Source organism: Enterococcus sp. LJL128, assembly GCF_056924295.1.
The window spans coordinates 1-24,634 of sequence record NZ_JBXPBP010000019.1 but is presented as its reverse complement, the minus strand read 5'-3'; the positions used below and the strand labels follow the sequence as shown (position 1 = coordinate 24,634).

19 protein-coding genes are annotated in these 24,634 nt (G+C 38.0%); 15 read left to right on the top strand and 4 right to left on the bottom strand.

What is annotated here, in order from left to right:
* Positions 1-265 precede the first annotated feature (265 nt).
* Both AC1Z3K_RS16470 and AC1Z3K_RS16465 read left to right on the top strand, forming a co-directional pair.
* Complete coding sequence (locus tag AC1Z3K_RS16470) at positions 266-1,672, top strand: NCS2 family permease (protein ID WP_461733331.1); 1,407 nt, start codon at positions 266-268, stop codon at positions 1,670-1,672.
* Between the two features lie 495 nt (positions 1,673-2,167).
* Positions 2,168-3,364 carry a multidrug efflux MFS transporter gene (locus AC1Z3K_RS16465; protein WP_461733330.1) on the top strand — a complete coding sequence of 399 codons (1,197 nt, stop codon included), beginning with the start codon at positions 2,168-2,170 and terminating at the stop codon, positions 3,362-3,364.
* A gap of 160 nt (positions 3,365-3,524) precedes the next feature.
* Here the strand turns inward: AC1Z3K_RS16465 and AC1Z3K_RS16460 are convergent, their stop codons facing one another.
* Entirely contained in the window at positions 3,525-3,710 is a 186-nt protein-coding gene (locus tag AC1Z3K_RS16460; protein ID WP_426080714.1) for a YjzD family protein, read from the bottom strand.
* Positions 3,711-3,798: 88 nt separating this feature from the next.
* Here AC1Z3K_RS16460 and dnaE point away from each other — a divergent pair, with 88 nt between their 5' ends.
* The 3 genes from dnaE to pyk all read left to right on the top strand — a co-directional run bounded on the left by dnaE (position 3,799) and on the right by pyk (position 10,085).
* Entirely contained in the window at positions 3,799-7,125 is a 3,327-nt protein-coding gene (gene dnaE, locus AC1Z3K_RS16455) for a DNA polymerase III subunit alpha (protein ID WP_461733329.1), read from the top strand.
* A gap of 173 nt (positions 7,126-7,298) precedes the next feature.
* Positions 7,299-8,261, top strand: a complete 963-nt coding sequence (pfkA, locus tag AC1Z3K_RS16450; protein WP_426080711.1) for a 6-phosphofructokinase — start codon at positions 7,299-7,301, stop codon at positions 8,259-8,261.
* A 66-nt stretch (positions 8,262-8,327) separates the two neighbouring features.
* Positions 8,328-10,085, top strand: coding sequence for a pyruvate kinase (pyk, locus tag AC1Z3K_RS16445; RefSeq protein ID WP_461733328.1), 1,758 nt, complete (start codon positions 8,328-8,330; stop codon positions 10,083-10,085).
* Between the two features lie 167 nt (positions 10,086-10,252).
* On the opposite strand, the gene AC1Z3K_RS16440 is transcribed toward pyk, so the two are convergent.
* Positions 10,253-11,056: a LytTR family transcriptional regulator DNA-binding domain-containing protein gene (locus AC1Z3K_RS16440; RefSeq protein ID WP_461733327.1), complete on the bottom strand. Its 804-nt coding sequence runs from the start codon at positions 11,054-11,056 to the stop codon at positions 10,253-10,255.
* Between the two features lie 419 nt (positions 11,057-11,475).
* Here AC1Z3K_RS16440 and AC1Z3K_RS16435 point away from each other — a divergent pair, with 419 nt between their 5' ends.
* From AC1Z3K_RS16435 to AC1Z3K_RS16415, 5 genes are read left to right on the top strand one after another with little or no spacing between them, the layout of a single operon-like run.
* Positions 11,476-12,180, top strand: a complete 705-nt coding sequence (locus AC1Z3K_RS16435; RefSeq protein WP_426080708.1) for a WxL domain-containing protein — start codon at positions 11,476-11,478, stop codon at positions 12,178-12,180.
* A gap of 23 nt (positions 12,181-12,203) precedes the next feature.
* Positions 12,204-12,878, top strand: a complete 675-nt coding sequence (locus AC1Z3K_RS16430) for a WxL domain-containing protein (RefSeq protein WP_426080707.1) — start codon at positions 12,204-12,206, stop codon at positions 12,876-12,878.
* 24 nt (positions 12,879-12,902) lie between these two features.
* Complete coding sequence (locus tag AC1Z3K_RS16425; RefSeq protein ID WP_461733326.1) at positions 12,903-14,039, top strand: WxLIP family cell surface protein; 1,137 nt, start codon at positions 12,903-12,905, stop codon at positions 14,037-14,039.
* A gap of 49 nt (positions 14,040-14,088) precedes the next feature.
* Positions 14,089-14,427 (top strand): hypothetical protein, encoded by a 339-nt coding sequence (locus AC1Z3K_RS16420; protein ID WP_461733325.1) that lies wholly within the window; start codon positions 14,089-14,091, stop codon positions 14,425-14,427.
* Complete coding sequence (locus AC1Z3K_RS16415; protein ID WP_461733324.1) at positions 14,428-17,928, top strand: WxL domain-containing protein; 3,501 nt, start codon at positions 14,428-14,430, stop codon at positions 17,926-17,928.
* A 94-nt stretch (positions 17,929-18,022) separates the two neighbouring features.
* Here the strand turns inward: AC1Z3K_RS16415 and AC1Z3K_RS16410 are convergent, their stop codons facing one another.
* Positions 18,023-18,811: an ABC transporter ATP-binding protein gene (locus AC1Z3K_RS16410; protein ID WP_426080702.1), complete on the bottom strand. Its 789-nt coding sequence runs from the start codon at positions 18,809-18,811 to the stop codon at positions 18,023-18,025.
* Between the two features lie 159 nt (positions 18,812-18,970).
* Between AC1Z3K_RS16410 and AC1Z3K_RS16405 the strand changes: the two genes are divergently transcribed.
* The 5 genes from AC1Z3K_RS16405 to AC1Z3K_RS16385 all read left to right on the top strand — a co-directional run bounded on the left by AC1Z3K_RS16405 (position 18,971) and on the right by AC1Z3K_RS16385 (position 24,085).
* Positions 18,971-19,528 (top strand): YceD family protein, encoded by a 558-nt coding sequence (locus AC1Z3K_RS16405; RefSeq protein ID WP_426080701.1) that lies wholly within the window; start codon positions 18,971-18,973, stop codon positions 19,526-19,528.
* Positions 19,529-19,595: 67 nt separating this feature from the next.
* A complete protein-coding gene (gene rpmF, locus AC1Z3K_RS16400) occupies positions 19,596-19,775 on the top strand; it encodes a 50S ribosomal protein L32 (RefSeq protein WP_426080700.1) in 180 nt (59 codons plus the stop codon).
* A 448-nt stretch (positions 19,776-20,223) separates the two neighbouring features.
* Positions 20,224-21,645, top strand: a complete 1,422-nt coding sequence (gene gndA, locus AC1Z3K_RS16395) for an NADP-dependent phosphogluconate dehydrogenase (protein WP_426080699.1) — start codon at positions 20,224-20,226, stop codon at positions 21,643-21,645.
* Positions 21,646-21,872: 227 nt separating this feature from the next.
* Positions 21,873-22,559 carry a response regulator transcription factor gene (locus AC1Z3K_RS16390; RefSeq protein ID WP_426080698.1) on the top strand — a complete coding sequence of 229 codons (687 nt, stop codon included), beginning with the start codon at positions 21,873-21,875 and terminating at the stop codon, positions 22,557-22,559.
* Positions 22,556-24,085 carry a HAMP domain-containing sensor histidine kinase gene (locus tag AC1Z3K_RS16385; protein WP_461733323.1) on the top strand — a complete coding sequence of 510 codons (1,530 nt, stop codon included), beginning with the start codon at positions 22,556-22,558 and terminating at the stop codon, positions 24,083-24,085. Before AC1Z3K_RS16390 ends, AC1Z3K_RS16385 begins: the two co-directional genes overlap by 4 nt.
* Here the strand turns inward: AC1Z3K_RS16385 and AC1Z3K_RS16380 are convergent.
* A partial coding sequence (locus AC1Z3K_RS16380; RefSeq protein WP_461733322.1) for a transposase occupies positions 24,031-24,634 on the bottom strand: 604 nt, incomplete at its 5' end. The genes AC1Z3K_RS16385 and AC1Z3K_RS16380 overlap by 55 nt on opposite strands.

Below are 24,634 nucleotides of genomic sequence, written 5' to 3'. Positions count from 1 at the left end.
AGCAGAGTAATAAACGCAGCATTCGACTTTTTCGAATGCTGTGTTTTTTCATTTATCTAAACCAGTTGTTTTTGATCAAACTATGTGAGAAAACGTTTTAAATACGAATATTAAAAATAATTAATGTGTATATTGTTAGTATTTTGTTGAAAAATATAAAAAAATCTCCTATACTTTAAAGGTATTTGTTGGAAATGATTATTTTGCTCTTATTTATTTTTTTCCGATAGGTATGCGAATTATTTTTAAGGAGAGATAGACACTCATGGAAAAGTTTTTCAAATTAAAAGAAAATCGTACAACTGTTTCAACAGAAATGATAGCAGGGATTACCACCTTCTTTGCTATGAGTTATATTTTATTCGTTAATCCTTCGATTCTATCAGAAACAGGCATGCCTTTTCAGGCGGTATTTCTAGCAACGATTATTGCTTCCATTATCGGAACATTAGTAATGGGCTTATTCGCTAACGTTCCTTATGCTCAAGCTCCGGGGATGGGGCTGAATGCCTTCTTTACCTTTACAGTGGTTTTCGGGTTAGGGTATAGCTGGCAGCAAGCTTTAGCAATGGTCTTTATCTGTGGACTGGTGAACATCCTAATCACAGTTACAAAAGTCCGTAAAATGGTCATTCGGGCAATTCCTGAAAGCTTACAGCATGCTATTGGCGGAGGGATTGGAATTTTTGTTGCGTATGTTGGAATCAAGAATGCAGGACTACTTGATTTTACTGTACAGGCTGAACCAGTTAATGGAGCTGTAAATGGCGATAGTATTGTGCCGGCATTAGGGAATTTCAATAATCCGGGAATTATTCTAGCGATTCTGGGCTTAGTAATTATGACTGTTCTAGTTGTTATGAATGTTCGAGGCGCGATTTTAATTGGTATTGTTTTGACAACTCTTTTGGCAATTCCGTTAGGAGTAGTTGATTTATCTGCTATTGACTGGCAGGGAAATTCGTTGGGAAGCTCTATTTCAGCGTTAGGCACAACCTTTGGTGCTGCTTTTGGGAAAGACGGGATGCAGTCGCTATTTAGTGACACTTCAAAAATTCCACAAGTTTTAATGACAGTAATTGCTTTTAGCTTATCTGATACATTTGATACAATTGGAACATTTATCGGAACGGGTAGACGGACAGGAATCTTTTCAAAAGAGGATGAAATTGCACTGGAAGAAAGCAAGGGCCTTTCGACAAAAATGGATAAAGCATTATTTGCGGATGCAGTCGCAACTTCTGTAGGTGCTGTTTTTGGAACGTCCAATGTAACAACCTATGTAGAAAGTGCAGCTGGAATTGGTGCTGGCGGACGTACAGGTCTAACCTCTGTTGTAGTTGCAGCGTTGTTTGCCTTAAGTAGTCTATTTTCTCCACTGATTTCCATCGTACCAGCCCAGGCTACTGCACCAGCATTAATTCTGGTGGGGGTAATGATGATGGCTTCATTCAAGGATATTGAATGGACAGATTTAGAAGAAGCCGTACCAGCATTCTTTGCCTCTATTTTTATGGGACTATGCTACAGTATTTCATACGGAATAGCAGCTGGATTCTTATTCTTTGCTGTAGTGAAAGTGGCGAAAGGCAAGGTAAAAGAAGTATCGCCAATTATCTGGGTCGTTAATGCATTATTTATTATTAACTTTATTATTTTAGCAACATTATAATATAAAATGAAGAACGATTCGGGATTGATATAGTTAATAAAATGAGAGCGGAAGCAGTAAATGCCGCTCTTTTTTTTGATACTATATTAAGCTGTATTATCAGGATTAAAAGAATGAATAAATTGACATGTTTTGAAACAAAGAAAGTGCTTGTTCTATTTCTGGTTCTTTCATTTAGACTAAGAGTAACTTTATCGAATAAACGTATGAAAGAAAATCACAGGAAACACGAATGTTAGACATTCTATGTCGAGTGATTCTTACCTGGTGATTCACAAATTTTTGCTAAATTCAGGCTTATTGTCAAAGAAGCTGCTTCTATCTCTCTGTTTATTCGGGTTCGGGCATACAAAGAGTCTAGGAACTTATTTTTGTCCTGCTCATAACCGTACAACATTATTATTCTAAGATACAGAAAAATAAAAATTTTGTGAGATTTTTAAATATGGAGTATAGTTAAAGAGAAAAAAGCATATGAGGAGGGTGATGAAGGCAATGAAGATAGATTGGAAGAAGAATCTGATGGTTGCCTGGCTGGGAAGTTTCTTTACGGGAGCCAGCATCAGTTTAGTGATGCCCTTCATTCCAGTATACATAGAACAATTAGGAACACCGAAGAGCCAAATTGAACTGTTCTCTGGGCTGGCCATCTCGGTGACGGCTTTTGCAGCAGCTATAGTTGCGCCTATCTGGGGGAATCTAGCTGATCAAAAGGGTCGAAAAATTATGATGATTCGGGCAGCAGCTGGCATGACTTTTACGATGGGGTCTCTGGCATTTGTGCCGAATGTTTACTGGCTGCTAATCATGCGTTTTTTAAATGGTATTTTATCGGGATACATACCAAATGCGACAGCAATGATTGCTTCTCAGGCACCTCGAGAAAAGAGCGGCTGGGCGCTGGGAACATTATCTACTGGTGCAGTTGCAGGCAATCTAATTGGTCCTTCAATTGGTGGAGCACTTGCTCAGTGGTTTGGCATGGAAAATGTATTTATCATTACAGGTTTCGTGCTGCTTATTACAACATTGCTGACAATTTTTATGGTGAAGGAAGATTTTGAACCTGTGGAGAAGAAGGACCTACTGTCTACTAAAGAAGTTTTTTCACGAGTGAACCATCTCTCCATATTAATTGGTTTGTTTGTTACAACATTGATTCTGCAAGTAGGTGTAACGAGTATCAGCCCTATTTTGACACTTTATGTCCGTTCACTAAGCGGCAATCAGGATAATATTCTTTTTGTTAGTGGTCTGATTGTTTCTGTTGCAGGGGTCTCAGCGATTATTTCCTCGCCTTCATTAGGGAAATTAGGCGATAAAATCGGCAATCACAAAGTATTGCTGGGAGGGCTCCTGCTGTCTTTTCTCTGCTATGTTCCTATGGCCTTTGTGCAAACGCCTTTCCAATTGGGTGCACTACGTTTCATGCTGGGCTTTTCAACGGGTGCTCTAATGCCGTCAATCAATACCTTGATTGGAAAACTGACGCCGCCGGAAGGAGTCAGCCGAATATACAGCTATAATCAGATGTTCAGCAATTTCGGACAGGTTTTGGGACCCATGATTGGATCAACTGTAGCCCATGGACTTGGCTACAGTGCAGTATTTATTACTACAGCCTGCTTTGTTTTGGGGAATATGTGCCTATCTGTTTTCAATTTCAGAAAAATTTTAAAGAAACGAATTTAAACGGTTGAAAACAATCAAAAACCAGTTACAATTAGTGTAACTGGTTTTTTTCTGTCCGCTCACTGCTAGGCAGTGAAGCTGACAGATTAAAGGTATTTTTAGTAAGTAAAAAGCAGTGGGCAGGATATCCCAATGAATATCCTGCCCACTAATCTTGGTTTTATACCTGAGATGTTTTCTTTTTGGGGACAGCAAAATGACCAATTAATAGAATAAGAACGCCGGCAATAAGAGATATAATAGTTGTAAGCATAAAATCATAGCTGCCGTTGTTTAAGGCACCGCCAATATATCCTACCACCTGTCCTAATACAAAGGACCAGAATAATGCAATAATGTAGCGCATAAATAGCACCTCTTTTCTAGCTACTAGTTTAGCACAATTTTTTTTATTGTAAAGAAAGAGGAAATTTGTTTCATAAGGAGGGTTTCAAATGTTTCCGCAGCTATATACAATTACCTCGTATTCTCTGCTTTCCAGTACCATCAGAATTGCAGAATTTGTTAAGAAAGCGAAGCAGTACGGGTATCACTATTTAGGTATATCTGATATCAACGTTCTTCATGGAGCTGTTGAATTTTACGAAGCCTGTCTGGCAGAAAATATTAAACCCGTCATCGGCATGACACTGGAATATACACCTGAGATTAGTGATCAAAAAGTTCAGTTAATATTATATGCAAAGAATCAGCAGGGCTATCAAAATCTCATGCGTATTTCCAGCATGAGAATGACAAATGAAGCAGCGTTGAAATTTAGCAGTTTTTCCAGTTTGCTGACTGATTTGTATGTTGTTATGCCTAGTGATAAAGGCGTTGTAAATTATTTTCAGGAAAAAAATGCGGAAGAGATAGACAGGGAGCTGAATGAACTGTTGGCAGTAATCGATGCCGAGTCGTTTTTCATTGGAGCCTCTTTCATGTGCAATCCCGTAACTGATCCTCTTTTGTTTGAATTCATCCGCAGCCGAAGCTACCCAATTATAGCACTGCAGGAAACAAGATATCTGGTTCGAGAGGATGGTTTCGCTTTACGGGTACTTGAACATATTGAATCTGGCACACCAATGGAGGTAAACCTAAAAGAAGCTGAAATTGATGGTCCCTATTATCTGAGAACAGCAGAGGAAGCTGAGAATCAGCTGACAGAGCTGATTGGCAGAGAAGGTACAGAGAATGCCCGTAAACTGGCAGAAAACTGCCGTTTTGAATTACCTCTGCACCAGAAATTATTACCTCATTATCCAGTTCCTGATAATTTGCCAGCGGGAGAATATCTGCGACAGCTTTGTAATGAATGTTTATCGCAACGGGTGCTGCAGGTGACTCCAGAGTATCAGGAGCGTTTGGAAAAAGAGTTATCAATCATTCATAGTATGGGGTTTGACGACTATTTTTTGATTGTATGGGATGTAATGGCATTCGCTCACAAAAATAAAATCGTCACTGGTGCTGGACGAGGATCAGCAGCTGGTTCACTTGTCTCCTATGTACTGTCGATTACAGATGTGGATCCAATCCAGTATGATTTACTTTTTGAACGTTTTTTAAATCCGGAACGCTACTCGATGCCTGATATAGATTTGGATATTCCTGATAATAAACGGGAACAGGTTCTAGCTTATGTTCAGGAGAAATATGGACATCATCATATGGCACAAATTGCAACGTTTGGGACGATGGCAGCCAAGATGGTTTTACGAGATGCTGCTAGAGTGTTTGGCTTGTCTCAAAGTGAATCCAACCGCTGGTCTCAGGCCGTACCTAGTACATTGAAAATAACGTTGAAGCAAGCTTATCAGGAATCAAAAAAACTTGTAGAGCTTGTGGAAAGTTCAGAAGTTAATCAGCTGTTGTTTGATACTGCTGTTCGTTTGGAAGGTCTCCCCCGTCATGTTTCTACCCATGCAGCAGGTGTGGTTATCAGTGATAAAAATTTGCTGGAGCTGGTTCCGCTGCAGACTGGGACTAATAATATTTTGCTGACTCAGTTCACCATGAATGATGTAGAAAAAATCGGTTTGCTGAAAATGGATTTTCTAGGCTTAAGAAACCTGTCAATCATTGACGATACACTCAAAGCAATCAGAAAAATCTATAAAAAAGAATTAAAATTAAGCGATATTCCTTTTGATGATGGAGAGACCCTGGCCTTGTTTCAACGGGGAGAGACAAGTGGTGTGTTTCAGTTTGAATCCGCCGGAATTCGCAACGTTTTAAGAAAGTTAGGACCAACCAGTATTGAAGATATTGCAGCGGTTAACGCTCTGTACCGTCCGGGACCAATGCAGAACATTGATTTATTTATTCGAAGAAAAAAAGGTATCGAGCCAATTGATTATCCAGATGCTTCTTTACAGCCTATTTTAGAAAATACTTATGGCGTAATTGTCTATCAGGAACAGATTATGCAGGTGGCTGCAAAAATGGCGGGCTTTAGTCTAGGTCAAGCAGATATTTTACGAAGAGCAATTAGTAAGAAAAAGAAGGACATTCTTGATCAGGAGCGGCGTCATTTTGTTCAAGGGGGCGTAAATCAGGGGTATTCTGAGGAAACCGCCAATATGATTTATGATTACATTGAACGCTTTGCAAATTATGGATTTAACCGTTCTCATGCATTTGCTTATTCCTTTATTGGATTCCAAATGGCTTACTTAAAAGTACATTATCCTGCGGCATTCTATGCGGCATTGCTTCACTCGGTTCGTCATAACCCAAATAAAATTAAAGAATATATTAATGAGGCAAAGAAGAACAATGTGCGGATACTAGCCCCGTCAATTAACTATAGTCAGTATAGCTTTTATTTGAAGGGGCAAGATGAGATTATGTTCGGCTTTAGTTCTCTAAAAGGAATTAGAAGAGATTTCATTCAGGATATTCTGCAGGAACGAAGAGAAAATGGTCATTATCAAAGTTTCGATCAGTTTCTGTTTCGCATTCCAGCAAAATGGCGTAAGAAAGAAAATATTGCGCCTTTGATTGCGATTGGTGCCTTTGATGAATTAACGGCTAATCGACGACAGCTGGATAATCAGTTGGAAAGTAAAATTCAAAATATTATATACAGCGGCGGCAGCTCAGATCTTTTCGAAACATTAGAGCTGAAAGAAGAAGAGATTCAGGACTATCCTCTTGAAGAAAAGCTGGCTCAGGAAGAACAGTATTTGGGTGTTTATTTATCCGGGCACCCTGCTGAAGAGTTTACCAAGCTAATCAAACTAAAGCAGATTCTATCAATTAATGATGTTGTGGAAAACCAACAGGTTCGTTTGTTGATTTATGTAAAAAATGTGCGGACTATCCGAACTAAAAAAGGCGAACAAATGGCTTTTGTTGAAGGGGATGACAGTACAGGTTCTATATCTTTGACTTTGTTTCCAACAGTCTTCCGGTCGCTGCGGCAGACAGTTCATCCAAATCAGGTGTATTATGTTGAGGGCAAGGTTGAGAAAAGCAAGTATAATCAGGAGCTGCAGGTGCTAGTGAATGAAATTGCAGAAGCCACATCATTAGAAGCAGGAATTAGTGCAACAACTTGCTATTTGAAAATAGAACAGTCACAAGGGGCGCCAGCGGTTCTGCAGGAAGTAAAAAAGATTATCCAACAATTTCCAGGGATTGTCCCCGTAGTATTGTTTTATGCAGATCAAAAAAAGAAAGTCATTTTAGATAAAAGCTTCTGGATTACTGATTCTTTAGAGGCAAAAGAAGCGTTTAATACCCTTTTGGGAAAAGAAAATGTCGTTTTCGAATAAGTTTCAGTAAAAACTACTAGTCGCTTTCAACTTTTTTCAAAAATTTTGACTCTAAGTCAAGACATTTTGCACTATTAATGGTAAAATGGGTGACGTGGTATTTTTGTATAGTTAATGGTAAAGCAGCAACGTTTTATCAGCAGTATAATATTTAGTATGAGGTGAAAGAGCGAATGAAACGTATCGGTATTTTAACCAGTGGAGGAGACGCTCCGGGAATGAACGCTGCGATTCGTGCAGTTGTTCGTAAAGCAATCTTTGATGGTATTGAAGTATATGGAATCAACTACGGTTTTGCCGGACTAGTAGCTGGAGATATTCGTCGTTTGGATATTGCAGATGTTGGTGACAAGATTCAGCGGGGAGGAACGTTCCTTTATTCAGCACGTTACCCGGAATTTGCAACTGAAGAAGGTCAGCTAAAAGGAATTGAACAGTTGAAAAAATTCGGAATTGAAGGTTTAGTTGTAATTGGCGGAGACGGCTCTTATCATGGGGCGATGGCTTTGACAAAACGCGGCTATCCAGCTGTGGGGATTCCAGGAACTATCGATAATGACATTCCAGGAACAGACTTCACAATTGGCTTTGATACAGCGATTAATACAGTTCTTGAATCTATTGACCGTATTCGTGATACAGCAACATCTCATGTACGTACATTCGTTATCGAAGTGATGGGACGTGACGCAGGGGATATCGCTCTTTGGTCTGGCGTTGCCGGCGGAGCAGATGAGATCATTATTCCTGAGCATGACTTTGACATGGCTACTGTTGCTAAACGAATTCAAGATGGTCGTGACCGTGGGAAAAAACATTGCCTAATTGTTCTTGCTGAAGGTGTAATGGGGGGCAATGAATTTGCAGATAAATTGTCTACCTATGGCGATTTCCATACACGGGTTTCCATTCTGGGACACGTTGTCCGTGGTGGATCACCAAGCGCAAGAGACCGCGTTTTAGCAAGCAAGTTTGGCTCTTATGCTGTAGAATTGCTTAAAGATGGCAAGGGAGGCTTGTGCATCGGTATGCTGGACAATAAAGTAGTTGCAGCTGATATCGTTGATACACTGGAAAACAACAAACATAAACCTGACTTATCTCTTTATGATTTGAATAAAGAAATTTCATTTTAAGAAAGTGAAAACTGTATATTAGGCTTTTAAGCTTTTGTATAAAAAAATCGAATGGAGCGTTTGGTAATGAAAAAAACTAAAATCGTATGTACGATTGGACCAGCAAGTGAAACAGTTGAAATGCTTGTCGACTTAATGAATGCGGGAATGAATGTCTGCCGTCTGAATTTCTCACATGGAGATTTTGAAGAACATGGCAACCGTATCAAAAATATTCGCGAAGCAATGAAAATCACTGGAAAAAGAGTAGCAATTTTACTAGATACAAAAGGTCCTGAAATCCGTACGAACGATATGGAAAATGGCGCAATCACACTAAAAACTGGTGATGTTATCCGTATTTCCATGACTGAAGTACAAGGAACAAATGAAAAATTCTCTATCACTTATCCAGAATTGATTAACGATGTGAATATTGGTTCACATATCCTTTTAGATGATGGATTAATTGATTTAGAAGTTTCTGATATTGACCGTGATGCAAACGAAATCGTAACATTAGTTAAAAATGAAGGTGTTCTGAAAAACAAAAAAGGTGTAAACGTTCCTGGAGTTTCAGTAAATCTTCCTGGTATTACTGAAAAAGATGCAGCGGATATCCGTTTTGGTATTGAACAAGGTGTTGATTTCATCGCAGCAAGCTTCGTTCGTCGTGCAACAGACGTAATGGAAATTACTAAAATTTTGGAAGATCATGATGCAACACATATTCAAATCATTCCTAAAATCGAAAACCAAGAAGGAATCGACAACATTGACGAAATCCTAAAAATTTCTGATGGTTTAATGGTTGCTCGTGGAGACCTTGGTGTAGAAATTCCAACTGAGGATGTTCCAGTTGCTCAAAAAGAACTAATCAAAAAATGTAATGCCCTTGGTAAGCCGGTAATTACAGCGACACAAATGTTGGATTCTATGCAGCGTAATCCTCGTCCAACTCGTGCTGAAGCGAATGACGTGGCAAATGCGATTTATGATGGAACAGATGCGGTTATGCTTTCTGGTGAAACAGCTGCAGGAGATTATCCATTAGAAGCTGTTCAAACAATGGCACGTATTGCTGTTCGTACCGAAGAAGCATTAGTGAATCAAGATGCATTTGCATTGAAACTTTATAGTAAAACAGATATGACAGAAGCGATTGGTCAATCAGTAGGGCACACAGCACGTAATTTAGGAATTCAAACAATCGTGGCAGCAACTGAATCTGGTCATACAGCCCGCATGATTTCTAAATACCGTCCAAAAGCTCATATTGTTGCGATTACTTTCTCAGAACAGAAAGCCCGCAGCCTGTCTCTTTCTTGGGGCGTCTCAGCTGTTGTTGCTGAAAAACCATCAAGTACAGATGAAGTATTCACATTAGCTACAAAAATTTCTCAAGACAACGGTTTTGCTAGTGAAGGCGACTTAATCATTATTACTGCCGGTGTTCCAGTTGGTGAAAAAGGAACAACTAACCTTATGAAGATTCAAATGATTGGATCTAAGCTTACACAAGGTCAAGGTATTGGTGAAGAGGCTGTAATTGCAAAAGCAGTTGTAGCTAAGTCCGCAGCAGAAGCAAATCAAAATATGGTTGATGGTTCAATCTTAGTTGTGAAAACAACAGATAAAGATTATATGCCTGCTATTGATAACGCTGTTGCTTTGATCGTTGAAGAAGGTGGTTTGACTTCTCATGCAGCAGTTGTAGCAATTGCTAAAGATATTCCAGTAATTGTTGGTGCTGTTGAAGCAACTGACTTGATTTCAAATGATGAATTAATTACTGTTGATCCTAGACGTGGTATTGTATACCGTGGTGCTACAACAGCAATCTAATAATTAGATAAGAGATGGGACGGAAGTGTTTAGTCCTGAGAAATAGGCCGAAATTCACAAAAATTGCTTTTCAAAATTTTTGTGAATTTCGGCTTATTTTTAAAGGGCTTGTTTCTGTTCCCATCGTTTATCAAAATTCCATGTGAGCGGGATATGACTCGATGAGTTTATGTCCTGCTCATTTTTTTTCTGCTCTTTTTTTGTTTGAATTGAACATAATCGGCTGTCTCTGAACATTTAATATGCTTTACTATTTTTTTCATGAGATAGGGAGAAACTGGTAAATAAAGTTCATTTTTAAAGCGCAAATAGGAAGACCCTGTATGAATTTCAGCCACTTGTTTCAAATTGATAATTAATGATTGTGAATCAGTAAAAAAAACAGGAGAATGGAACTGATGTTTTATTTTACCTAAATAAACATTTACAAAAAAGGATTGTGTGGTTGTGACTACTTTAATTTTTCTTTCCCTAGAAAAATTCTCAACATAAAGTAATTCGGAGTAACTAATTTTTTTTCTTATGCGACTGTCTTGAAATAAGAGAACATCTTCCTCTTGTTTTTCCGTGTTCAAAGCTATAATGGCTTTTCTTAGTGTTACGAAAAGATATTCTTCAAATACGGGAGAAGTGACAGAACGATTTTTCAAAAGATAAGAGAAAGGTTCAATATTTTGTTCTAAAAGATTTAAAATTACTTTTTCAGAGGGAACAATATAGATTTGTTTTCCTCTGGGAGCTCTTTTTCTAAGAGTCTGTCCGATGTGGATACCTTCATCTGGCTCATTAAAACGAATATTAATTAAAAAGATTGCAGGTTCATTCTTAGATGCCTTAAAGAGTTTCTCTTTTGTATCACATAAAACAATTTTTTTGATATTCAAAAAATTAGTAGAAATAAGTTTGTCGATGATTGATTCAGTTATTGTTAAAAATAAATTGTTTGTATTATAGATATAAAGTATAGGCATGGCTAATCCTCCTTCGACAGCAGTAACCAAACAGATAGGGTGACGAAATTGCAAAGAAAAGAGATGGATTTGCAACAAGGTATATTAATTTTAAAAAAAAGTATTTATTATTTAAATGTAAGGATATATATAATGTTTACAATTTAAATATATCTAATGGAATGAAGTTTGGTCAACTAACATCTAATCAATCAAGTTTGATCGGTGCTGGAGGGTTCACTTCAAGAATACAAAGAAAATTATTAAAAAAAATCTATAAAAATATGAAAGTTATTTATTTTTGATAAGGGGAAAAAGAGGAAGTGATTTTTTTAATTGGGTACTGCTAAATAATCACATATATGACTGAGCTGTAGGAAAAGCAAGGGAGGTGGAAATGTGTTAATAGGAAAATGAGCGATAATAAGGAAGTGTTAGAGGTGAAGAAGCAGAAAGTATTCTTAGTTTGTATCATGTTTATTTTGAGTCTCCTTGTATTAAAGCCGTTGGAAGCAGTTTCGCAATCTGTAGGAGAAACCTCCGGACATATTGAGTTGACTGAAAATAATACGCCTACACCTCCAGTAAATCCGGAAGATCCTAGTCAAAAACTTCAACCAGTAGACCCCTATAACCCAGGAACAAATAACCCAGGCCCATTGTCTATAGATGTAGCTCCTATCAATTTTGAGTTTGGTGTTCAAAAAATGTATGTGTCTGAACATATCTATGAAGGCATTTCACAAGGAAGGGATCATGTAAGACAGTATATTCAAATTACAGATGCCAGAAATGCAGGAATTAATGGTTGGAAGGTTACAGTAAAACAGGATCGCTATTTATCTAGTGACTCTTACACATTGATGGGAGCAACCCTTATTTTGCCAGCTGGAGATGCTCGAAACAGCTTAAATATTCCCCCAACAGCCATTGATTCCAATTTGAAAACTGAATCTGTGGAAGTCAATATGTCGGAAGCAACATTGTTTAAAACTTTGACGGATGATAGGACAACTGGAAAAGGTCAGTCGGTAACAGTTTGGGAACCAAATCAAGTAAGATTAAAAGTTCCTGAAAATACAGCAAAAGCTGGTAATTATTCAAATACCTTAACTTGGACACTAACCGCAGTAGCAAATCCATAATACACATAAGGAGTGTTTTGATTATGAAAAAGAAAATAATAATTAGTGCAGCAGCAACGGTTTTAATGACAAGTCTCTTTCCATTATCAGTATTAGCAGACACAACACCTGGTGAGATTCATTTTTCTAATGATCAGACTGAAACTGGTGCGAAAGATCCTGATGATCCATCGCAGCCAGCAACACCAGGTGATGGACACAATAAAGAAACAGGAAATCCAGGACCGCTATCTCTTGATGTAATTCCTGTTAAATTTGATTTTGGAACAGTAAAAGCTTCTGTTACTGAAACAACATATCAAGCGAAATCAACAGATAGAGTTCAATATATTCAAGTAACAGATAAAAGAACAGATAAAAATGGTTGGACAGTTAAAGCGCAGCGTACAGAATTTCTAGATGAAAATGATGTAGACGGTTTGGCTGGATCAATCCTAACTATCCCAGCAGGATCTGCTAAAAATGAACTAACTGGATCTGCTACGCCAACGGGCCTACAAACAACTGAAGCCGCAATGGTAGCAGCCACAGAATATACAGTTTTTGAATCAGAAAATCAGAATAATGCTGGTAAGATGTCTTCTGTCAGCAGCTGGGCTGGAGATCAAGTTTCTCTAAAAATTCCGGGAATGACTGCAAAAGCTAAAGGATATTCTGCTACTATAACTTGGACTTTGGCAGCAGTAGCAACACCATAAAATAAATGAGGGGAAGAAGCGGTGATGAATAGGATGAGAAAAGCTAAAAGATGGACAGTTGTCCTCAGCCTGTTTTATTGTTATCTGGTGTTTTTCAATCAATCATGTCCTGTCTATGCGAGTGCAGAAACTAACACTGAAGACAGTTCTATCGGCTACAGCGTTCAAAAAATCGATTCTGAAGACTCTGAAAGCTCTTTTTACGATTTAATTGTACGGCCTGGAGAAAGAAAAGAAATTAAAGCCCGGATTATCAACACTGCTTCTGAACCGATTATTGTTGAGTCTGCTGTTTATGCAGCGCATACGAATGAAAATGGTGAAATTGCATACACCTCTCAAGCGGATAGCTATGATGAATCTCTTAGGTTTAAGCTGGATGATTTTACAGAAATCCAAGCATCTGATATTAAAGCAGAAATTCCAGCCAATGGAGAAAAAATTGTTACTGCTGTCATCATGGTGCCGGAAGAGGCAAAAGATGGTGTTATTCTAGGTTCTTGGTATTTTGAAAAAGCAAATCAAACAACAGAAAAAAAGAAACAATCTGGTATTCAAATTAATAATAAGTATAGTTATGCGCTAGCTATTAAATTAACCGTAAACAAAGAGATAGAGCAGCCCAACCTTAATTTGACAGGAATTACCAAAGGGTTAGGAAACTATCACAAAGCATTCTTTGCAAATGTACAAAATGATCAGGCTGCTATTATGTCTAAAATGAGCTTTCAAGCTGAAGTAATGAAAAAGGATGAGTATGAAGTTCTTTATAAAAATACAAGTGAAGATGTGATTATGGCACCTAATTCTAAGTTTTCATTCCCAATATTTTTGGGAAAAGATCAGATGAAGGCTGGAGAATATTCTATGCGTTTAATAGTAAAAACGCAGGATCCAAAATGGAGTAGTAAAACTTGGGAATGGTTGGAGCACTTTACTGTTACCCAAGATGAAGCGAAGAAAAATAATGAAAATGCAATCAATGATCCGCAACCAGAATCAATGGATATGACTTGGCTGATTGCAGGCTCTGTTCTTTTGTTCCTGTTACTTTTAGCAATTACGTATGTGTTGACAAAAAAGAAGCAGAGAAAGAAATCCACGAACAAGAAGCCGGATAGCAAAAAATCAAACAATAAGAAGCGTAAAAAATCAAGCTAACTTCTTAACTGGTGTAAAGCGAACCACAGAGAATAAGAGGTGTTTAACCTTGAAAAAAATAATAGTACTTCTCCTGCTTCTTTTTCTAGGATTGGTATATGCCCTACCAGTCAGCAGTTATGCTGATTCTGCTGGAAAAAGCGAAGTGTCTATTCTATTTGACGGTTGGGCAGAGGAACCGCTACAAAGCACAGAAGAATCAGGAGAGAAAAAAACTGAAAATGAAAGTAGTGTCATCTCGAAGAATGCAGGCGGCAGTTTTTTGAAATCTGGAGACACTGTTCAACTAGGAATAAAGCTGATAGGCTTTTTAATCATTATACTAACAAGTATCCTTTATCTGCTTTTAAAAATGGAGAAGCAATCATCTGCAGGAGGTGAGGCTTAAATGAAGAAAAATGGAACTGTAATTTGTCTGCTAGTGTTGCTAACTGGCATTTTTGCCGCAGTGTTTCGCTTCACTCCTATTAAGGCTTCACCAGAAACATTTGCACTAACAGCAATTGACGGTGCGGATGAAGTATGGCTTTCTGAAGAGGAACTGATTTCTATTAGGCTCGTTGACAAACAAGCACTTGAGGGAAATCGTTACATTGTTCCATTGCCAGTTGGAGCTGTTTATCAAGAGATAATCGATAAAAATCAGGATAGTCAAATTCTATATGATAAAGAAAGACATCAATTAGAGATAAAAATGAATGGATTTGAGACTATTTTTCAGCTGGTTATTCCTGCTGATATGTTGAAACCAGTCAGTTTAACTGTGGAGAAGTTATCGATATCTGGTGAAAAAGATACGTCAGCTTCTCTTCAGTTATTAACAGAACCAAAAATAGAAGAAACTATTGATTCATTCCCTATTGTAGATGTCTTGGAAAAAAATCAAGTAGCAGCTAATGAAAGTCCACAAGTAACAACGCCTGAAACAACTATCGATTATACGGCTAGTCAAGTGGATGGGATAATGGATGTCAACAGCTGGGAGGGGCTGGTTACTGGAATGAATGATACAAGCGTCTCAGTAATCAATGTAACTGATTCCTTTGAAGTTCCTGATAATCCTCGCCCATCTTCTATCTCCAATTTTACACTGGGCACAACAAATAATGTGACTAACTCTGCGACTTTTGTAACTTTAAATGGGACTGGAATTGCCCGTAAAGTTGTTATTGAAGGGAATGGGCATACCATTGACTTTCGAGCTGTTTGTTTACGTGCGAATGATAATACTTGTACGAATACAGATGGCTGGGACATTGTATGGAAAGATTTAAAAACCTATCATGGCAATTGGTATGGTTTTATGACACTGAGTATTTTATCAAACGGAGTGAATGGAAATGAAGCAAAATCAAAATTGACTTTTCATAATATAGAAGCTACTGGAAATGAACTGCTTCATTCTCCATGGGGACAAGTATTTATGTCTGGCACTGTTAAAAATATTCAGGAAAAAAATTATACAAGTCCATTTCAAAGCAATTGGCAGATTTATAATGACAGTCAAGCGAACTTGGAAATTTGTAATTTGACACTATTGCCAAATACTACTTTTGAGGGAACGACTTTAAATTCTGGAAATATTCGGTTATATAATGGTGGTTCACTTGTGCTTGAGGAAGGCGCAGAGGTGACTTTGACCTCTGGTCCGAATGCAGTAGTAGGTGAAGCATACGGAGCAAATGTATTAATAGATAGTGGAAACTTACTTTTAAGGAGAGACTCTAAACTTAATCTGAATGTTCCGCCAGGTCGTTTAGATGATCGAAGTCTGCATTTAAATTCAGAAAGCTCAAAAGTAGAAATTGGGTCTAGAGCGGAGTTAAATATTCGAGCATATGGGCATACTGGTGCAGTAAGCCTGGTTCAGCTTGAGTCAAAAGCAATTTTGGAAGTTGGCAGGGAAGGAAAATTAGATATCCAATCCACAGGGATGAACGCTTCTAACGCACCAATTATTAACGCAGTTGGAGAAGCTAAGTTTATAGTTGAAAAGTTGGGAATTTTCAATATTGTAAGCGATAGCACTTCAGCTTCCCATTATTTGTTGAATTTTACCTCACCTCAAGCAGTATTTGAATTTTCAGATGCACAATATGTGAATTTACAAAAATTGGGGGAAATATCAGGTACAAATGATCAAAATGGGCTGATTAATATGGCACCTTACTATTCTCAAAGAGGGATTTTGGATGTCGATATTCAAAAGGTGAACATGTGGAATAGAGACAATTTGCTGGATAATCCTTCAGACAGTTGGAGTCCAATGTTTGGAGTGAAGCTTAAATATAATAATTACACTACAGAATTTGAAAGTGCCAGCTCATTAACAGAAGAAATGATTAACCGCTTTGAGACCGACTTCTCAACACGTAATGTACAAAGAGTGCAGTTTGAGTATATTCCTGATGTAGATTTGATTATTGATTCACGAGCTACAGATAATGAAGTTGATCCAGGATCTCAAACTGTGTATGGAATAACTAGTCCTAATGCATATGTCCGAATTCAAGATATTCCAGCGAATTCCTCTTTTGAGCCAGTGATTGATCCAGCGGATAACCAGCTTATTAGTCCAGTAACTAATCCAGGTGAAGCCAACCCGAAATTCACTGATAATTTTACTTTACAGGCAAATGATCAAGGGCACTACAGTTATACACTACCAGAAGGAAAATACTTTAAATCAGGAAGTGAACTTGCGGTTTATGCCTTTAAAGAAGGAAAATATTTAGAATTAACTCAAACTGTAGTGGATGAAACACCTCCTACAGCTTCAGCTGAAACCGTTTATGCTGTAAAAGATACACCAGCTCCAAATCCTGAGCTGTTTATAAAAAATCCTGAGGACAGTAATCCTTCGAACCAGCAGTTTTACTATGAGTATGTCAACCGTGAGCAAGTAGAAGGTTACATGCTGGCTGCGGGCGAGTATGAACTCGATGTCCTAGTAAAGGATGAAGCTGGAAATGCAACAACTGTTAAGGCACAGCTGATTGTCAGAGAGCAGATAGCTAGTTTAACTGCAGATGATGTAACAATTTATAAGGATACACTGAGTCATTTTTCAGAGGATGAGATAAAAAGATATATCCTTTCTATGGGAAATGCAGCAGCTGAAACGATTAGTAACGGACGCCGCTTGGAATTGACTGATCAAATCAAGGTGACTGACCTAGCTGGATTGGAGGCGACATCTGGAAGTGGGATTTATCAGATAAAGCTTGGAGTAAGCGCAACTGTAGAAAATGGTTTATCTCAAGATTTGGAGAAAGAAATCTCAGTTTTTGTTGTAAATGAAGGACCTTCAGGACCTGTAAATCCAGAAAATCCTGTAGAAGGCAGTCTGCCTCCAAATGGATCGGAAAACGGCGGTACGGGGAATCGGGGAACATTACGTTTAGACTACATTCCAAGTGTTTTTGACTTTGGGAATGTCACTGCCGCTATTCAAGACAGTACCTATTACGCTCAAAAGCCTAAAAACACGAGCAGTGAAGAGCTGTCTAAACAATGGGTGCAGATATCGGACGACCGCTTAACAGTTCATGGCTGGTCTTTAACTGCTGAAATGACTAGAGCATTTTCATCAGGAGATGAGCAGCTGACAGGTGCATTTATTACATTGCCGGCGGGAGAATTTTACAACACAAGAACAGGAGCTGCACAGGTAACAGATGGGAGCATTACAGGGAGCGAACTTGAAATCACTACATCCGCTAAAACTGTTTTTTCAGCCAAGGCTGATGGGCAAGCCGGGAAAAAGATTTCAACAAAAGTTTGGAATCCGGAGGAGGTAACGATTAAGGTAAACGGGGGTACTGCTAAGCCAAATAAAGAATATACTACAACGGTTAACTGGACGTTAACAACAACGCCAGGGAGTTGATATCTTTAATGTGTTGAAGAAGGATTAAATCACCACAAAAAAGCTGGACAGAAAACCAGCTTTTTTGTGGTGATTTAATATATTACAGTAAAATTTATATATTTACAGCAGGAAAAACAGCGATCCTATTGTTTTCTAGAGACACCAGCTGAATAGGTTCCTCATAAAAATCAGTTAAGACAGACTGATTAAACAACGTTTGTCTCAACCCTTTAGCAAAAATCTGTCCTTTTTTTAAAAGCAGCAGCTGTTGAAAACATGGGAGTATTTCTTCTGTATGATGGGTTACATAAAGTATTGTGGGACATGTAGGTTGTTGTGCAATCAATTGAATTTGTTTTAGTAGTCTCTCGCGAGCAAATAAGTCTAAACCATTGCAGGGTTCGTCAAGAATCAGTAACTCTGGATTTGTCATTAGCGCTCGACAAATCAAAACAAGCTGCCGTTCTCCTTGAGACAGTACGCGGTATTCTTTTCCAATTAAAGAACCTCCATCTGCGTTGATTAAAATTTCTTTTGCTGCTGCGGCCTCCTGCGGAGTGTATGCTTCATAGAGACCGATACTGGCAAATTTTCCGGATAATACAATTCGTTCTGCCGTTTCATTTTCATGCATTCTCTGCTGTAATGCTGTACTAACCCAGCCTATTTTTCTCTGAAGTTGTGGGATAGAGCTTTTACCAAATTTTTGCCCCAAAACAGTAATAGAACCTGAAGTGGGCCAGAGATACCCAGTAATAATTTGCAGGAGTAAGGTTTTTCCGGCACCATTTAAACCGAGTATCGCCCAATGCTCTTGATTGTTAACGTTCCAATTGATAGAATTCAAAAGAACCTTCTTCTCTCTTATTAGTGAAAGATTGCTGCAGTTAATGATTGTCATAAGCGAGCCTCCTCTATTATTATCTATTAGTTTACCATTAAAATAAAATGAGATAACAGTTTTTTTTGAAAACAAGAGAAAGAAAGCCGTAAAGAAAATTTCATTGACAAAGGGTCTATCCCCCTGTATAATAACTCTTGTTGCTTAGGAGTGATAAAGATGAAATGGTCATTATTAGAATTGAATAAATATCAGGAAAGACCTCTGGAATTTGAAGAAGTTCTTGATGTAAAACAGTCCTTAATGAACAGAGACAAACAAATTCTTGATATTACTTCGGTAAAGGTAAATGGAATGCTGACAGTAGAAAAAAGCGGCTATTTATTATTCTATAAATTGACGACTATCCTAACAGTACCATCTTCTAGGTCTTTGGATCCGGTAGAACTGCCTTTGGAGTTAACTGTTGACGAAGTATTTATGACGAAAGAACAGTTCCAAGGGAAAGATGAACGATTATCCGCTGAAGAAATCATTCTGCTAGATACTGAAACGATTGATTTGACAGAATCTGTAGAAGATAACATTTTGCTGGGAATTCCATTGCAGGTATTGTCTAAAGCAGAAAAAGAAAGCAAAGACATGCCTAAAGGAAATGATTGGGAAGTTATCTCAGAAGAAGAATATGTCCAGCAGCGTGAGATAGAAGCAACAGAAACGATTGATCCTCGTCTTGCTAAATTATCTGAATTATTGAATGATGACTTAGATGATTAATTAGTTCAAGATTGGAATATATTGTGTATATTGTATACACAGATTTTTACAAGGAGGTGGAACAACAGTGGCAGTACCAGCTAGAAGAACTTCTAAAGCTAAAAAGGCAAAACGCCGTACACATTACAAATTGACAATCAAAGGTTTGAACGCATGCTCAAACTGCGGAGAAATGAGAAAGAGCCATCACGTATGTCCAGCATGTGGTCATTACGATGGTAAAAATGTAATGTCAACAGAAGCATAAAACATTTTTTGGAAAATGTTAAAATCCCTTAGGCTAACCATGGAGCCTAAGGGATTTTTTATTATAAGACTTGGAGTTTCAGCAGTGACTGTCTATAGAACTAAGTGATTTCTTGTATATCCAAAGAGTGTTTTCCGAAATGATGGAATAAAGAGCTGACATCGATTGATATCTTAAATTACTTCCAGTTTTTTCAGATGCTGCATGTCAAAGAATAGAAAAGAGTCACCCCTCCATATGATAAGAAGCGGTTTAAAAAAATAACTTTTTCAATTTTTAACCGAATTAAGTTTATAGTTAGAATGTTTTTTTCACCAACAGCTCATTTGTATTTAAGGGCGGAACCATTGGAAATTCAAACGATTTTGTTTCCAATACTTAGAAATTAAGCTATAATAAAATAGATTGTAATGAATTTTAGAGTTTTTAGTAAGTGGGAGGATGTATGATGACAAAACAGCAATTTGGCGTAGTGGGAATGGCCGTAATGGGAAAAAATTTGGCTTTGAATATTGAAAGCAGAGGGTACTCTGTTGCATTGTTCAACCGGACAGGTTCTAAAACAACCGAAGTGGTCGAAGAACATCCGGATAAAAATTTTAAAGCAACCTATACAATTGAAGAATTTGTCGATTCAATTGAAAAACCGCGTCGCATTATGTTGATGGTTAAAGCAGGCTTTGCTACAGATGCAACGATTCAAGAACTGCTTCCTCATTTAGATAAAGGGGATATTCTAATTGATGGCGGTAATACGTTTTTCAAAGATACCATGCGTAGAAATGAAGAACTAGCGAACTCTGGTATTAACTTTATCGGAACAGGTGTATCTGGCGGAGAAGAAGGGGCATTGAAGGGACCGTCAATTATGCCTGGCGGACAAAAAGAAGCCTATGAATTAGTAGCACCAGTCCTTGAAAAAATTTCTGCAAAAGCAGAAGACGGCGAACCTTGTGTGACTTATATTGGTCCTAATGGAGCCGGTCACTATGTAAAAATGGTTCATAATGGTATTGAATACGGAGATATGCAGTTAATTGCTGAATCTTACGATTTGATGAAGAATATTCTTGGTCTGTCTGTTGATGAAATGGCAGATATTTTTAAAGAATGGAATGAAGGCGAACTGGATAGTTATCTAGTTGAGATTACAGCAGATATTCTGACGCGTAAAGATGATGAAGGAACAGATGCACCAATCGTCGATGTTATTCTTGATGCCGCTGGAAATAAAGGAACTGGTAAATGGACAAGCCAAAGCGCATTAGATTTGGGTGTGCCGCTTCCGCTGATTACTGAATCAGTATTTGCCCGCTTCATTTCTGCTTATAAGGAAGAACGTGTGAAAGCATCTAAAATTCTTTCTAAGCCAGCTGCTTATAATTATCAAGGAGATAAAAAAGAACTGGTTGAAAAAATCCGGGAAGCTTTGTATTTCAGTAAAATCATGAGTTACGCTCAAGGATTTGCACAGTTGCGTGTAGCTTCACAGGAAAATGAGTGGGATCTTCCATTTGGTGATATTGCGAAAATCTGGCGAGCTGGTTGTATCATCAGAGCACAATTTCTTCAAAAGATTACAGATGCCTACGAAAAAAATCCGGAAATTGAGAACCTGCTGTTGGATGACTATTTTGTAGAGGTTACTAAAAAATATCAACAGTCTGTTCGTGATGTTGTGGGAATGGCGGTTCAAGCCGGGGTGCCGGTTCCGACTTTTGCTTCCGCTATTGCTTACTATGACTCTTATCGTTCTGATCGTTTGCCAGCAAACCTGATTCAGGCACAGCGTGATTACTTTGGTGCACATACGTACGAAAGAACTGATAAAGAAGGAATTTATCATTACAGCTGGTACAATGAAGAATAAGAAATCGTTGTTTTCGCTAATCCAAAGCTGTGCGGCAAATATTTTCGAGAGATTTCACGGCTTTTCAGCGGGTACTATGATTGTATATACCCCATGCTAAAAATCTGGATTTATATAAGAAAATCATGTAAATGAGAGGAAAACTAGTTTTACTGGCTTTTTATATAAAAAGTAGGTATAATTGAAAAGCTGAAAATGGCTGCTATGAGAGAAAGGATAACGAATCAATGAGCAATATTCTAATTATTGAAGATGAAAAAAACCTAGCCCGTTTCGTTGAGTTGGAGTTGAAGCATGAAGGATATGTGACTGAAGTTCACTATAACGGACGGACAGGTTTGGAGGCCGCTTTAAGTGGCGATTGGGATGCAATATTACTGGATTTGATGTTGCCCGAATTAAATGGACTTGAAGTGTGCCGTCGTGTGCGTCAAGTGAAAAATACTCCTATTATTATGATGACTGCACGAGATTCTGTGATTGATCGCGTTTCTGGTCTGGACCACGGAGCAGATGATTACATTGTAAAACCTTTTGCCATTGAAGAATTGTTAGCCCGCTTGCGCGCGCTTCTTCGCCGAATTGACATTGAAGGGGACAAAAATATTGCAAAGCAGACAACAATTACGTATCGTGATTTGACGATTGAAAAAGAAAATCGTGTTGTTCGCCGCAACTCTGAAATGATTGAGTTGACAAAAAGAGAATATGAACTATTGCTGACATTAATGGAGAATGTTAATGTGGTACTTGCAAGAGATGTTCTCTTAAATAAAGTGTGGGGCTATGAAACGGAAGTAGAAACGAACGTTGTAGATGTTTATATCCGTTACCTGCGCAACAAAATTGATGTTCCCGGAGAAGAAAGCTATATTCAAACGGTTCGGGGAACAGGTTATGTGATGCGCTCGTGAGAAAGAGCCGATTTAAAGAAATAGTAAAACGAGAACTGAAAGGGCCCTCTTTGACTGTCAAGTGGGCTCTGGCAAGTTCTTTCTTTATATTCGTTGTATTTACAATCTTTGCAGTAATAACCTATAAAACATCTGTCAACCTCATTGTTGAAAAAGAACAGGAAAATCTGGAAAGAATTGTTATTGAAGTAGCTAATCGACTATCTAATGCTGAAAACGAACTGACTGTTACTGAAGTATATGAAGCAATAAAGACGCCAACGCCTTCGGAAATTGGTGAATACAATCAGCGAACTGCTGTAGGTACATTACTGGAGATGGATAATGTGATAGCTGAGCTAGGGGCTCCAGCACTTTTTCTATCTATTTATGATACTAATGGATTGCTTCTATTTGAAACACAAAAAAAACCAACTGTGTTATTAGGAAAAGAAAAACAGGAAGCAAAAATTGAAACAATAGGAGAAGATACCGGCTTTTTGATGATTCAACCAGTTAACTCTAAAAGTGCCCGTCAAAAAGTAGGCTACGTACAGGCCTTTTATGAGCTATCATCTTTTTATGAAATACGAAGCCGATTGCTTTTTACATTAATCCTATTAGAATGTATCTCTCTCATTTTAAGTAGTGTGTTGGGATTCCTGCTATCTTCTTATTTCCTAAAACCATTAAAACTTTTGAGAGATACAATGGAGATTGTCAGAAAGAATCCCCAGTCCGATGCTCATGTGCCTGCGATTCAATCAAGAGATGAACTTGCCGATTTAGCTGGAATCTTTAATGAAATGCTGGATCGAATGAGAAGATACATCGAACAGCAAGAACAGTTTGTTGAAGATGTCTCTCACGAATTGAGAACCCCAGTAGCTATTATAGAAGGGCATTTAAATCTGCTAAACCGTTGGGGAAAAGAAGACCCGGAAATTCTAGATGAATCGTTGAAAGCCAGTCTTCAGGAAATTGTTCGAATGAAAAGTCTGGTTCAGGAGATGCTGGATCTTTCAAGAGCAGAACAAGTGGATGTTCAATATGCAAACCATGTATCCAATGCTAAAGAGGTTGTTTATCAGGTCTTTAACAACTTTAAAATTCTTTACCCTGATTTTAGGATGACCTTAGATGATGATTTACAGAATGAAGTAGTTTTAGGAATTTACCGTAACCATTTTGAACAATTGCTAATTATTATTTTGGATAATGCAGTAAAATATTCCACAGATAGAAAAGAAGTACACATTTCTATTTCGCGTTCGTTTAACGAATTTGAGATAGCAATACAAGACTTTGGTGAAGGAATCACAGAAGAAGAACTCAAAAAAATATTTAATCGCTTTTATAGAGTAGATAAAGCTAGAGCAAGAAATAAAGGCGGAAACGGTCTGGGACTATCAATCGCCAAACAATTAGTTGAAAGCTACAAAGGTAGAATTGATGCTGAAAGTGTAATAAATCAAGGAACGATTTTCCGAATTTATATCCCAATTGTTAAAGACATAGCTACAGACGATTTAGGGAGTGGGACATAATCCACTCTCAAAAAGAAAACAAGCTCGATTTTGATGATGAATGTCAAAATCGGGCTTGTTTTTTCTTCTTCCCTTCTCTTTCTCTCCATATATTTCCCTAATTTTCTTAAATTTAGTGCCATGAGAGCCAAACCAACATCAATCTTCGCTCCTTGTTTCCCACGTAAATGGAAACGATGGAACGCCAAATGAGCCTTTAGATGCCCAAACACTGGTTCTACATCGATTTTCCGTTGTCGATAAATCGAACCTGTTTTTTCATCTGAAAGCTTCTTCTTGCATTCTGCTTTGAAGTAACGCCATGAATTGTTCACTTGAATCTGTCGATTCCGATTGCTTTTGGCTTTCGTACATTGACTCCACACAGGACATGCCCGACAATCCTCACATTCATAGATTTTGAAGTCTCGGACAAACCCGCCACGGTCTTTTCTACGACTGTATTGTTTGAAAGGAACTGCCCGATGGGCAGGACAAATATAGGTATCTTCTTCTTCAAGATAGCGCCAGTTTTCAACGATAAAAGGATTGTCTTTGTTTTTCTTTTTG